The 12626-nt window shown below is 60.2% G+C and carries 15 protein-coding genes; 9 read left to right on the forward strand and 6 right to left on the reverse strand.

The window, feature by feature from the left end; all coding sequences use genetic code 11:
* Positions 1–3: 3 nt before the first annotated feature.
* Complete coding sequence (gene glp, locus GTQ41_RS18450; protein ID WP_047295413.1) at positions 4–1230, reverse strand: gephyrin-like molybdotransferase Glp; 1227 nt, start codon at positions 1228–1230, stop codon at positions 4–6.
* Positions 1214–1753 (reverse strand): molybdenum cofactor biosynthesis protein B, encoded by a 540-nt coding sequence (moaB, locus tag GTQ41_RS18455; protein WP_047295416.1) that lies wholly within the window; start codon positions 1751–1753, stop codon positions 1214–1216. The genes glp and moaB overlap by 17 nt, the downstream gene beginning before the upstream one ends.
* 82 nt (positions 1754–1835) lie before the next feature.
* On the opposite strand from moaB, the gene mobA reads away from it, so the two are divergent.
* Positions 1836–2438 carry a molybdenum cofactor guanylyltransferase MobA gene (gene mobA, locus GTQ41_RS18460; protein ID WP_047295418.1) on the forward strand — a complete coding sequence of 201 codons (603 nt, stop codon included), beginning with the start codon at positions 1836–1838 and terminating at the stop codon, positions 2436–2438.
* A gap of 78 nt (positions 2439–2516) precedes the next feature.
* Complete coding sequence (locus GTQ41_RS18465) at positions 2517–2738, forward strand: YgdI/YgdR family lipoprotein (RefSeq protein WP_003226722.1); 222 nt, start codon at positions 2517–2519, stop codon at positions 2736–2738.
* A 76-nt stretch (positions 2739–2814) separates the two neighbouring features.
* Here the strand turns inward: GTQ41_RS18465 and GTQ41_RS18470 are convergent, their stop codons facing one another.
* From GTQ41_RS18470 to GTQ41_RS18480, 3 genes are all read right to left on the reverse strand, one after another.
* Positions 2815–3705, reverse strand: coding sequence for a pseudouridine synthase (locus GTQ41_RS18470; protein WP_047295420.1), 891 nt, complete (start codon positions 3703–3705; stop codon positions 2815–2817).
* A gap of 81 nt (positions 3706–3786) precedes the next feature.
* On the reverse strand, positions 3787–4104 hold the full coding sequence (locus GTQ41_RS18475) for a transcriptional regulator (RefSeq protein ID WP_003226726.1): 318 nt from the start codon (positions 4102–4104) through the stop codon (positions 3787–3789).
* A 148-nt stretch (positions 4105–4252) separates the two neighbouring features.
* A complete protein-coding gene (locus tag GTQ41_RS18480) occupies positions 4253–4489 on the reverse strand; it encodes a glutaredoxin family protein (protein WP_047295422.1) in 237 nt (78 codons plus the stop codon).
* 201 nt (positions 4490–4690) lie between these two features.
* Here GTQ41_RS18480 and GTQ41_RS18485 point away from each other — a divergent pair, with 201 nt between their 5' ends.
* Positions 4691–6403 carry a monovalent cation:proton antiporter-2 (CPA2) family protein gene (locus GTQ41_RS18485; RefSeq protein WP_047295424.1) on the forward strand — a complete coding sequence of 571 codons (1713 nt, stop codon included), beginning with the start codon at positions 4691–4693 and terminating at the stop codon, positions 6401–6403.
* On the opposite strand, the gene GTQ41_RS18490 is transcribed toward GTQ41_RS18485, so the two are convergent.
* The gene (locus GTQ41_RS18490; protein WP_047295425.1) at positions 6400–7608 is read right to left on the reverse strand and encodes an ammonium transporter; all 1209 of its coding nucleotides are present in this window, start codon (positions 7606–7608) and stop codon (positions 6400–6402) included. The genes GTQ41_RS18485 and GTQ41_RS18490 overlap by 4 nt on opposite strands.
* Before the next feature lie 305 nt (positions 7609–7913).
* Between GTQ41_RS18490 and GTQ41_RS18495 the strand changes: the two genes are divergently transcribed.
* The 6 genes from GTQ41_RS18495 (at position 7914) to GTQ41_RS18520 (ending at position 12618) form a co-directional block, all read left to right on the forward strand.
* Positions 7914–8228, forward strand: a complete 315-nt coding sequence (locus tag GTQ41_RS18495; protein ID WP_025113166.1) for a YqjD family protein — start codon at positions 7914–7916, stop codon at positions 8226–8228.
* A gap of 2 nt (positions 8229–8230) precedes the next feature.
* The gene (locus GTQ41_RS18500; RefSeq protein ID WP_041069617.1) at positions 8231–8617 is read left to right on the forward strand and encodes a phage holin family protein; all 387 of its coding nucleotides are present in this window, start codon (positions 8231–8233) and stop codon (positions 8615–8617) included.
* A complete protein-coding gene (locus tag GTQ41_RS18505) occupies positions 8614–8952 on the forward strand; it encodes a hypothetical protein (RefSeq protein ID WP_041069615.1) in 339 nt (112 codons plus the stop codon). The genes GTQ41_RS18500 and GTQ41_RS18505 overlap by 4 nt, the downstream gene beginning before the upstream one ends.
* A 163-nt stretch (positions 8953–9115) precedes the next feature.
* Positions 9116–10240 carry an EAL domain-containing protein gene (locus tag GTQ41_RS18510; RefSeq protein ID WP_230679391.1) on the forward strand — a complete coding sequence of 375 codons (1125 nt, stop codon included), beginning with the start codon at positions 9116–9118 and terminating at the stop codon, positions 10238–10240.
* Between the two features lie 76 nt (positions 10241–10316).
* Complete coding sequence (locus GTQ41_RS18515; protein WP_003226741.1) at positions 10317–11645, forward strand: deoxyguanosinetriphosphate triphosphohydrolase; 1329 nt, start codon at positions 10317–10319, stop codon at positions 11643–11645.
* Between the two features lie 346 nt (positions 11646–11991).
* Positions 11992–12618 carry a response regulator transcription factor gene (locus GTQ41_RS18520; protein ID WP_041069609.1) on the forward strand — a complete coding sequence of 209 codons (627 nt, stop codon included), beginning with the start codon at positions 11992–11994 and terminating at the stop codon, positions 12616–12618.
* The last annotated feature ends 8 nt before the right edge of the window (positions 12619–12626 follow it).

Here is a 12626-nt window from a genome sequence, read left to right on the forward strand (position 1 = left end):
GAGTCAGTCGAGCAGGTCGCTCAGGGGAATGAACCCGACTTCATCACCTTCTACGAGCGTACGACCCTCCAGCACTTCTACCAGCCCATCCGCCCAGGCAGCACTGCGCAACACACCAGAGCTTTGGTTACGATAAATAATGGCCCGTCCTTGCTCGAGTCGACCACGCAGGTATTCACGCCGATGGCCGGCCACAGGCCAGACGAAACCGGCTGGCACCTTGAACTTCAACGGCACAACGTCTCTTACACCTTGACGCCGCAGCAAGTAAGGTCGCGTCAGCAAGGCAAACGTCACCAGCGTCGAAGCGGGGTTACCGGGCAGGCCAATCACTGGCACGTTGCGAAAATGGCCGAACGTCAGCGGCTTTCCTGGCTTGATTGCCAGTTTCCACAGTGCCAGCTCGCCCTCTTCCCTCAATGCAACACCCAGAAAATCTGCTTCCCCGACCGAAACCCCGCCGGTTGAAAGAATCAGGTCGACATCCTGCAAGTCGCCCAGCCGCGCTCGGGTGGTGTCCAGATCGTCCGGCAGAATGCCCGCATCGATCACCTCACAGCCCAATCGCTGCAACCAACTGCACAACACCACCCGATTACTGTTGTAAATCTGCCCCGGCCCCAGCGGCTGGCCCGGCTCAACCAGTTCATCGCCGGTGGACAGCACCGCCACTCGGACCTTGCGTACCACATTCAGCCCGTCACATCCCAGCGATGCCGCGAGACCTTGCTCGATCGGTCCCAGCCTTGTGCCTGCCGCCAGGATCAACTCACCCACGGTGGTTTCCTGGCCTTGCGGACGAATGTTCTGGCCGAGGCTCATGATTTCGACGAAGCGCACACTGCCGTCGGCTTGGACTTCGGCGTTCTCCTGCATTTCCACACAGTCGGCACCAGCAGGCACCGGCGCACCGGTGAAGATCCGCGCGCAGGTGCCGGGCTTCAAGGCGGCAGGCGCTTGACCGGCGAAAACTTTCTGGCTGACCGGCAGCGGTGTGCCGGTCCAATCCGCCAGCCTCAAGGCATAACCATCCATGGCGCTGTTTGGCCAAGGCGGCAGGTCCAGCGTCGAAACCAGGTCTTCGGCCAGCACTCGCCCCTCGACCTGCGCCAATGGCAAAAACTCGCGCTCGACAATCGGCGTGGCCTCGGCCATTTGCAGCAGGCGAGCCAGCGCTTCCTCGACGGGCATCAGGCTGCCGTTCTTGCCCGGCTTACCCACGGGATTCACAAGGCGCCGCCTGTTTGAGGTGAGGAACGAAGTTGCACGGCCGATGCCGCGAATCCAGCTGTTCGGCGAGAATGCCGTCCCACCCGGTGCGCACCGCATTGGTCGAACCTGGCAGGCAACATACCAGCGTGCCATTGGCCAGACCGGCCAGTGCCCGCGATTGCACGGTTGACGTACCGATATCAGCCACCGAAATCTGTCGGAACAGCTCACCAAACCCGTCAACCTGCTTGTCGAGCAGACAAGCCACGGCTTCAGGCGTGCTGTCACGCCCGGTGAAGCCGGTGCCGCCGGTAATCAATACAACCTGCACCACGTCCTCGGCAATCCAGTGGGCAACTTGCGCGCGGATCTTGTACAGGTCATCTTTGAGCAGGACCCGTTCGGCCAGACGGTGGCCGGCAGCAGTCAGGCGGTCGACAAAGACCTGGCCTGAGGTGTCGGTGTCCAGGGTTCGGGTATCGCTGACAGTCAGCACCGCAATATTCAGCGGTGCAAAAGGTACATCGGCCTTGGCTTTCATTAGGCTCGTCCAGTTGTAGGAGAATCAGCCCGGTGTTATATCACAGCGCTTGATTCTTTCGCCGCCCTGCTGGAGAGCTGCCATGATCCCGAATACGCCATTGCTCCCCTGCTCCATTCTGCTCTTGGCAGGCGGACGCGGCCAGCGCATGGGCGGCCAGGACAAAGGGTTGGTGGAATGGCAGGGTGAACCGCTGATTGCGCATTTGCAGCGCAAGGTACGACCGCTGACTGACGATCTGATCATCTCCTGCAATCGCAATCGCGAGCGTTATGCTGCCTACGCCGACCAACTGGTGAGTGATGAAGAAGACGACTTTCCAGGCCCCTTGGCCGGCATCCTCGCGGGGCTTGAAGTTGCGCGTTTGCCCCATCTGCTGGTCTTGCCCTGCGATGTGCCGCGCATCGACGCAGCGCTGCTGCGCGACATGCGTGCAACTGCCGGCCAGTTTCCTGACAAACCTTTAATGTTGCGCCATGACGACCATTGGGAGCCCCTGCTGTGCGTGATTCCGGTGGCCCTGTTGCCCGCATTCAAAAATGCCTGGAACGCCGGCGAACGCAGCCCCGGCCGTATCATGCGCAGCCTCGGCGCAGCGGCCCTGCAATGCCCGGACAACGACCCGCGCCTGGCCAACCTGAATACCCCCGAACTGTTAAATGCGCATAACACTGTGTCAGACTGACAGCATTCAAGGAACTCTCACGCCTTGTATACGTCTCAAGCTCAGTAACCAAAAGTATTCCCATTCGGAGACACACTCATGACTCAACGGACCCTCGCCACTTTCATGCTCGCACTGGGCCTGGCAACGCTCGCTGGTTGCTCGTCGCCAACAGTGATCACCTTGAATGACGGTCGCGAAATCCAGGCCGTCGACACCCCGAAATATGACGAAGATTCGGGCTTCTACGAGTTCAAGCAGCTGGACGGCAAAGAGACCCGCATCAACAAGGATCAGGTTCGTACCGTTAAAGAGCTGTAACCTTTACGTCGACACCGGATACAGAAAAGCCCGCATTGATGCGGGCTTTTTCATGGGTACGTAAAAGTAAATGGTGTCACCACTGCAGGGTGATCTGGCTCTCGAACTCGCGCTTCTCACCGGTGACCGGGTCGACAAACCGCAGTCCCTGCGCCAGCAGTTTGAGCGGATTGGCGTAGTCATCCTCAACGTCTTTCAACACCTGCGGATAAAACGGATCGTTGCAGATACTCGCGCCCAGCGCAGTCATGTGCACGCGCAACTGATGCTTCTTGCCGGTCACCGGATACAGACCATAGCGCCACAGATCACCGTTCTTTTCCCGGACTTCCACCGCCGTTTCAGTGTTCGCCAGTCCCGGGCCTTCCTGCATGCGGAAGAACGGTTCGCCGTCGATCAAGCGACTTTTGTGCACCAGGGGAAACTCCAGCTCCGGCAGCGCACGGGCAATCGCCTCATAGCGTTTATCGATCTGCCGGGTCGGAAACAGCGACTGATAAGCCGAGCGGGTTTGTGGGTTGGCCGAGAAGATCACCAGCCCGGCGGTGTGCCGGTCGATGCGGTGCAATGGCACCAGATGCGGGTTATCGAGGCGGCGGATCAGACGACGCAGCAACGTCTGCTCGACATACTCACCAGCGGGCGTGACTGGCAGAAAATGCGGTTTGTCCGCCACTACCAGATGCTCGTCCGCATAGAGGATCGACTCGACCACCGGAATCGGCTTTTCATCCGGCACTTCACGGAAGTAGTGAATGCGCAGCCCTTCCTTGTAAGGCAGATCCAGCGCAATTGGCTGACCCTGACCGTCCAGCACCCGGCCCCGGACAATCCGGTCAAGCCATTGCTCGCGACTGATCGCCCTGAAATGCTCACACAGGCAATCAAGGACGGTCGCCCAAGGCCCCGGAGGAAGGTAAAGGGTGCTGGCCTGATTCTGCGCAGCAGAAAACGTTGGTGTGGACATACGGAAATTCGAACCCTCAATGCAGGCCGGCATTATCCAACACTGAGCGAAACGAACCTAGTGCGGAATCCGCGGCCCGCCTCAGGCCGGAATCGACTTGAGTGCCGCAGCTTCGGTGAACTCCTTGAGCCAGCGCAACACATCGACCGCCTCCCAGCGTCCCGGGTCATACAAGGCGTACAACAACCCCTGATAACCGACCACATCCAGTTGTTTGTGATAACCGGCACGCTGGAACAACGCTTCGATCTCGGCAAAGCAGGTGTTGAAATGCAGTTTGTTGAATGGCGTCTTGCCCTCCGTGACCAGCCCGTCCAGGCGCAACTCGAGGACCGCCTCGCGCACCACGTCAACCGACATCCGGTTCACGCTGTTCTTCAACTGTTCGACATTGACCACGGTTCGTCCCTCTGACTGCCGGATTCACCTGCTCAAGACTTCACAAGCAGCAGGTCAACCCAATTACTGTATGCGCATACAGTAAACGAATAAACCGCAGAGTGCCAACGCGACGATGGTCGCTCGCGACCAGCGGATGACAAATCGCTCAGCGCAGGAATGCCACCACCTGATCGGCACTGAACGGCCAATTCAGTTCTGCGCCAGTATCCACTCGGCGCAATACAGGGATCCGCAGGCTGTAAGCCTCATACCACGATTGATCCTCTGCAATATCCACCAGTTCCACCAGCAAACCGTGCTCGACAAACGGCATCAACTCGGCTTCTGCCACCTCGCACAGATGGCATCCCAAGGTGCCGAACAACTGACATTCAGGAGGCATGATCGCTCAACCGAAAAAATGAGCGTTCATTCTAGGCCCGCCTCGAAAACCCGTCGAGCCAGCGCTGCCAGATGGCCGGCGCACCGCAGCAAACAAGCAAAACCCTGATGCAAATCAGTCCACGGAAAAGCCAATCAGGCGATGCTCCCGCGCTTTTTGCCTCTACGCTTGAGAAGCCTGAGCCTGACATCGGAGTGCCTTGTGTTTGCCAACCTGTTGATCATCCTCGCCTCATCCCTGGTGATGATTGCCCTGTTCCGCCGCCTGCGCTTGCCGCCGGTGCTGGGCTATCTCTGCGTGGGCCTGATGGTGGGACCGACTGCTTTCAACTGGGTCAACGAGAGCGAACATCTGCCGGACGTGGCCGAACTGGGGGTGGTGTTTCTGCTGTTCTCGCTGGGCCTGGAGTTTTCCCTGTCGAAGATGATCGCGCTGCGCCAGGTGGTGTTCCGCCTGGGCAGCCAGCAGGTAGTGCTCAGCACCGGATTGCTCGGGCTGGTGCTGATCCTGTTGGGCATGCCGTGGGCCCCGGCCCTGTTGCTCGGCGCCGGACTGTCATTGTCGTCGACGGCAATTGTCACCAAGGAATTGGGTAGCCTGGGCGAAGTGTTCAGCAGTCACGGGCAGAACGCGGTCGGGGTCTTGCTGTTTCAAGACGTGGTAGCGGTGTTGTTGCTGACCCTGGTGCCAGTGTTCGCCGGAAGCAGCGCGCAAGCCTGGTACTGGGCCTTGCCCCTGACATTGGTGAAGACCGTGGTGCTGTTTTTCGGTCTGTTGCTGGCCAGCCGCTGGTTGCTGCCACGGCTGTTCCATGAAGTGGCGGCCTCGCGTTCGGCGGAATTGTTCGTGCTGCTGGCGCTGGTGATTGTGCTGTTGACTGCATGGCTGACGCACCTGCTCGGCCTGTCCCCTGCCCTTGGCGCATTTCTGGCCGGGATGCTGCTCGGCGAGAGCCACTACCGCCATCAGATCGAAGCTGACATCCGGCCGTTTCGCGACATTCTGCTCGGGGTGTTTTTCGTCAGCATCGGCATGCTGATCGACCTGCAACTGTTCGTCAGTCACAGTGTGTTGATTCTCGGCCTGACCCTCGGCCTGATGCTGATCAAGGGCACGGTCGTCGCGCTCTTGGTGAAATGGCGCGGCAGTGATCACGAAACCGCCTGGCGCAGCGGCCTGGCCCTGGCGCAGGGTGGGGAATTCTGCTTCGCCTTAATGGCGCAAATGCAACAAAACCAGATGCTGCCTGCCGAGCTGGGCGCCCTGCTGCTGGCGGCAACCTTCTGCTCGATGCTGCTGACACCTCTGCTATTGCGCGCCGCGCCGCAAATGGCCGCGCGCCTGCACCGCAAGCCGAACCAGGAGGCGCAAATCGAGGAAATCAGCGCCCTCAATGCCGGGCTGGATCAACACGTGGTGATCTGTGGTTACGGCCGTGTCGGTCAATCCATCGGCCGCTTCATGCGCAACGCCAATCAGCCTTATATCGCGCTGGATAACGATCCGGTACGTGTGCAGGAAGCCGCAGCCGGCGAAAGCGAGGTGCATTACGGCGATTCTGCGCGCGGCGACCTGCTGACCGCCGTCGGACTATTGCGCGCCCGGCTGCTGGTGATCGCCGTGGATCAGAGCGATGTCAGCCTGCAAATTCTCAAGGAAGCGCGCCGGCTCAATGCGCGGATACCGATTCTGGTGCGCACCCGCGACGACAGCCAATGGGCTGAACTCAAAGCCGCCGGCGCCAGCGAAGTGGTGCCGGAGCTATTGGAGTCGAGCCTGATGCTCGCCTCCCACGCCTTGGTCATGCTCGGCCTGCCGGCGCATAAGGTACAGGAGCAAATCGATCAGGTGCGCATTGACCGCTATCGTCTGCTGCATGGCTTCTATCCCGGCGCGGAAGACGAGGAAGCCTAGTCCTGGCTCACCGCGCCGATCTTGTGCAGCGACAGGTCGGCGCCGTAATACTCTTGTTCCTGACTCAGGCGCAGGCCGTGCAAGACCTTGATCACGCCGTAGACGGCGAATCCGCCGATCAGTGCCACCAGCACACCCAGCGCGCTGCCGATCAACTGACTGATCAGGCTGACGCCGCCAAGCCCCCCCAGCGCAGTCTGGCCGAAGAGGCCGCAGGCGATCCCGCCCCACACGCCGCACAGACCGTGCAACGGCCATACGCCGAGCACGTCGTCGATGCGCCATTTGACTTGCGCGGCGGTAAAGCACCAGACGAACAAGGCACCGGCCAGTGCGCCGGTTACCAGCGCGCCTACCGGGTGCATCAGGTCGGAACCGGCGCAGACGGCTACCAGCCCGGCCAGCGGGCCGTTGTGCAGGAAGCCTGGGTCATTTCGCCCGGCGATCAGCGCCGCCACGGTACCGCCGACCATGGCCATCAACGAGTTGACCGCCACCAGACCGCTGACGCCCTGCAAGGTCTGCGCGCTCATCACGTTGAAGCCGAACCAGCCGACGATGAGAATCCACGAACCCAGCGCCAGAAACGGAATGCTCGACGGCGCGAACGCCACCAGACGCCCTTCGCGATAACGCCCGTTGCGCGGACCGAGTAGCAAAACCGCCGCCAGTGCCAGCCAGCCGCCCATGGCGTGCACCACCACGGAACCGGCGAAATCATGGAACGCCGCGCCAAAGCGCGCCGTCAGCCAGGCTTGCAGACCGTAGTTGCCGTTCCAGACCATGCCCTCGAAAAACGGGTAGATGAACGCCACGATCAGCGCTGTCGCACACAACTGCGGAACGAATCGCGCACGCTCGGCAATCCCGCCGGAGATGATCGCCGGAATCGCCGCGGCAAAGGTCAGCAGGAAGAAAAACTTCACCAGACCGTAACCGTGATCCGCGCTCAGCACCGCCGCCGGCTGCATGAAGGTCACCCCATAGGAGATCCAATAGCCTATAAAGAAATAGGCCAGCGTCGAAACGGCAAAGTCACTGAGGATCTTGGACAGTGCATTGACCTGATTTTTCTGGCGCACCGTGCCGACTTCAAGGAAGGCGAAACCGGCGTGCATCGCCAACACCATCACCGCACCGATCAGAATGAACAACGTGTTGGAGCTGTGGACCAGCGTGTCCACAGCGCTTTGCAGATTTTCCATAAAGAGGCAGACCTGAAGGCTAAAAAGGTACCAAAGCGGTTCGCGCGGACAATTCATGCACCAAGTTGCGCCCGGCCAGGCACCGCAGTGACGCTGCAGTGAACCGCTTTGGCGCACAAGGTCGATGTCCTGACACGGACCAGGATTATTTGAGTTAAGGTTTTGCTGCATGTACGCCCGCCAACAGCGCACGACCGCGGCAGAACGCACCAGGACATAGCAAAAGCTGTACCAGTCATTTGTACTGAACCTTCGCGCAAGGCTCATACTCGAACGCTTCAGACGTCACTTACGGAGATCCACCCATGGCCAGCATCAAGGCAAAGACCGCTCAAGAAATCCTGATGAACGACTTCCAGACTCTGGTCGCCGACACCGAGCGGTTGCTCGAACACACCGCGACGCTGGCGGGCGATCAGGCTGATGAGCTGCGTGAGCAGATCCACGACAGCCTGTTGCGCGCACGTGAAACCCTGAAGCTGACCGAAGACACCCTGCGCGATCGCGGTCAGGCCGCCGTCACCGCGACTGAAGACTACGTGTCGGCCAATCCCTGGCAGTCGGTGGGCATTGCTGCCGGAGTGGGCTTTCTGATTGGCCTGCTGGCCACTCGGCGCTGATCATGTCGATCGGCGAATCCGGCCTGGGGTCGGGCACCTCATCCTCCACGCGGCGTCTGGGCGCCGCTGTTCTCGGCTTGCTGCACAGCCATGTCGAACTGTTCGGCATCGAGTTGCAGGAGCAGAAAGCACGCACCGTCAGCCTGTTGCTGTTCGCAGGCCTGGCACTGGTGTTTGCCCTGCTGTTGCTGGTCGGTCTGTCGACGCTGGTGCTGATCGTGTTCTGGGACACTTATCGCCTGGCGGCAATCATCGGCCTGTGCGTGTTCTACACCTTGGCCGCCGCTTTCTGTGGGCTACGCCTCAAAGCAGCCGTCTTCGATGAATCCTCGCCCTTCCACGGCACGCTGGAAGAGTTGGCCAACGATCGGGAGCGCCTGTTGCCATGAGCTTGCCTGAACTGCCACACAACAGCTCGCGCCGGGAAATGCGCAAGGCACTGATCCGCCTGCGTATGGAAATGCACCGGCAGGAAATCCGCCATGAAGCCGGGCAAGTGCTGCAACCCTTGCAGCGCATGCGCGGGATGACGCAAAACCTGCAAGCAGGTTTCGGCATCAAGCACGCGCCGCTATGGGGCGTGGCCGCTGTGACCCTGCTGGGGTTTATCACCGGCAAGGGCGCAAAAAGCGGGGGCGTCGGCGGTCTGACCCGACTGATACGTCTGGGCACCAGCCTCGGGCCGCTGATCAGACTGGTAATGCAGAGCTCGGGCAAACGCTGAGCCGGCGCATCTGGCTGCATTCTTGCAATATCCGCGGGATGAACCTCTTTACCCGGAGGTTCAATCCCGCGCGCCTACCCGGTCGGCGGGGTTCACCCAGAACAAGAACGACTAAGGAGGCCCCGTGATCGACGGGTAACCGCTCGCCTGCTTTCAACCTTTCATCGATACCGCCACTGGGCGCATTGCAGGCGTCGAAGCATTGGGTCGCCTGCGCCAGTCCGATGGCCAACTGGTCTCGGTCGGGCCATTGTTCGCCGACCCGCGCACACCCGCCATCGCCCTGCGCCGCCTCGACCGACAGATCCGCGACAACGCCCTGAGCCGACTGCATGAAGCCCCCTCGGAGTGGTTTCTCAGCCTGAACATGTCGCCACGCTGGATCAGTCGCCTGCGCGCCGAACAGCCGCTGCCCAGCCTCAAGCAAATGTTGCGACACGACGTCGACCCGCAACGCATCGTGTTCGAGATCACTGAGCTGGGCGGCAACAGTCAGCGTCTGGCCGAAGTGGTGGCGCGTTATCGCGACGCGGGAGCGCGGATTGCGATTGATGATTTCGGCGCCGGTTATTCGCAGCTCGATCGGGTGCTGGCCTTGCAGCCGGACATCCTCAAACTCGACATGCGCCTGTTCCAGGCTGCCGCACTCGGCGGGCCGAGCAGTGATGTGGTCAAGGCACTGGCGCAGATGGCCGAGAAGACCGGCTGCTGGATCATTGCCGAAGGTGTGGAAACCGAGGCCCAGCTCAATTTCGCCCTGGAATGCGGTTCGCGCTACGTTCAGGGTTTCCTGTTCGCCCGGGCGCAGGAGGCGCTCTATCCAACGGATGCCTTCGTGCAGCGCTTCGCTGAATTGCGCCAGCGTTACGTGAGGCAGAAACTGGCCGAACGCGGACGCCTGATGCAAATGCGCCAACAACTCAGCGAACTGATGGCGATTCTCCAGGCCTGGGCTCAGGCTCACGCACCGCTCAGTGCGCTGCCGCAACTCGAAGCCTTTCCGTGGTTGCTGCGGTTCTACCAATGTGACCGGCATGGCACCCAACTCACGCCTAACCTTGAATGGCGCAACAACGGCTGGGTCGCCGATAACCGCTACCTGGGCCACAACTGGTCATGGCGCCCGTACTTCTATCATTTGCTCGCCGAAGGCTGGGAGGAACGTCGCCTGACGCTGTCCAGCACCTACCGCGATGCCACGAGCAACCAGTATTGCCTGACCGCCGGGCAGTTCTTCGATAACGGCGAGCGCCTGCTGCTGATCGATATCGATGCCGCGGGCCTGTAGTTCCGCTTGCAGGTGCGAGCCTGAACCGGGAAGCTAGGGCAACAGTCATCCCAGTCACCGACGGAGAGAACCAGCCTTGGATTGGCAGACCCTGCTCAACCGCGAACGCCTTGGAAAACCGCTGCACAGCCCGCAAGAGCTGGGCCGCAGCCCGTTCCACAAAGACCACGACCGCATCATCTTCTCCGGCGCCTTCCGCCGTCTGGGGCGCAAGACCCAGGTGCATCCGGTATCAAGTAACGACCATATCCACACCCGTCTGACCCACTCGCTGGAAGTCAGCTGCGTCGGCCGCTCGCTGGGCATGCGCGTCGGCGAAACCTTGCGCAGCGCCCTGCCCGACTGGTGCGACCCGAGCGATCTGGGCATGGTCGTGCAATCGGCCTGCCTGGCCCATGACATCGGCAACCCGCCATTCGGCCACTCCGGTGAAGACGCCATTCGTCACTGGTTCCAGCAAGCCGCCGGGCGCGGCTGGCTGGACGGCATGAGCGAAGCCGAGCGCGGTGACTTCCTCAATTTCGAAGGCAACGCGCAGGGCTTTCGGGTGCTGACTCAGCTTGAGTATCACCAGTTCGACGGTGGCACCCGCCTCACTTACGCCACCCTCGGCACGTATCTGAAGTATCCGTGGACCGCACGTCACGCCGACTCGCTGGGCTACAAGAAACACAAGTTCGGCTGCTATCAGAGCGAACTGCCACTGCTGGAGCAGATCGCCCACAAGCTCGGCCTGCCACAACTGGAAGACCAACGCTGGGCGCGGCATCCGCTGGTGTACCTGATGGAAGCGGCTGACGACATCTGTTATGCACTGATCGACCTCGAAGACGGCCTGGAAATGGAACTGCTGGAGTACGCGGAGGTTGAATCGCTGCTGCTCGGCCTGGTCGGTGACGATCTGCCGGAAACCTATCGCCAGCTCGGCCCGCAGGATTCGCGTCGACGCAAACTGGCGATCCTGCGCGGCAAGGCCATCGAGCACTTGACCAACGCCGCCGCCAGGGCGTTCGTCGAACAACAGGACGCATTGCTGGCAGGCACTCTGCACGGCGACCTGGTGGAACACATGCACGGCCCGGCCAAACGCTGCGTGCTGAACGCCAAGGACATTGCGCGCAAGAAGATTTTTCAGGACAAGCGCAAGACGCTGCATGAAATCGGCGCCTACACCACCCTGGAAATCCTCCTCAACGCGTTCTGCGGCGCCGCGCTGGAGCAACATGGCGGACGCACGCCGTCGTTCAAAAGCCGACGCATCCTCGATCTGCTGGGCAACAATGCGCCGGATCCCCATGGCCCGTTGCACACTTCGTTTCTGCGCATGATCGACTTCATCGCCGGGATGACCGACAGCTACGCCAGCGACATGGCGCTGGAAATGACCGGACGTTCCAGCCACTGACAGAACACTGCGCTCACCGGGTCGCCATGACTGCCCGGTTGAGCGCGTGGTCCATTGAACCGGCGTTACGGTTCGCAATATTTGTGACTTCCAAGTGTCATTTGTTTAACACTCAAAAAAACCGGACAAACTCTGCTTCTTCAATACTCTACAAGCAACTTAAGACATTCAGATAAACAAATATCCTAAACACTTCCTTACGCGACACTGAGTTTGATCGTAGTCGATTTCCCTTTAGCGTGTAGGACTTATCCTATATCGCTGCTAGAGCCGTGGGAGTTCATGCGGCCGCTCATTTATCTGAGCTAAGGTGCGCGCTTTATTCGCGCACGTATGGGATTTGATTATGAACTCCGTTTTTATTGTCGATGATCACCCCGTCATCCGGCTTGCCGTTCGGATGCTGCTCGAGCATGAAGGTTACAAGGTCGTCGGCGAAACCGATAACGGGGTCGATGCCATGCAGATGGTCCGCGAATGCATGCCCGACCTGATCATCCTTGATATCAGCATTCCCAAACTCGACGGCCTGGAAGTCCTCGCCCGTTTCAACGCCATGGGGACTCCGCTCAAGACCCTGGTGCTGACTGCACAATGCCCGACCCTGTTCGGCATTCGCTGCATGCAGTCCGGCGCATCCGGTTATGTGTGCAAGGAAGAAGACTTGAGCGAACTGGTCAGTGCCATCAAGGCGGTACTTTCCGGTTACAACTATTTCCCCAGCCAGGCATTGAATCCGGTGCGCAGCGATGATGTGCGTTATGCCGAACTGGAGTTATTCAAGTCCGTCAATGACCGGGAACTCATGGTTCTGCAGTTATTTGCCCAAGGGCGCACCAACAAGGAAATTGCCAAAGGCATGTTTCTCAGCAACAAGACTGTCAGCACCTATAAAAAACGCCTGATGCAGAAACTGAAAGCCAGGTCTCTGGTGGAACTTATCGAGATGGCCAAACGCAACGCACTAGTGTGAGAGCCCGA

The organism is Pseudomonas sp. AN-B15 (assembly GCF_019056475.1).
Classification (GTDB): domain Bacteria; phylum Pseudomonadota; class Gammaproteobacteria; order Pseudomonadales; family Pseudomonadaceae; genus Aquipseudomonas; species Aquipseudomonas parakoreensis.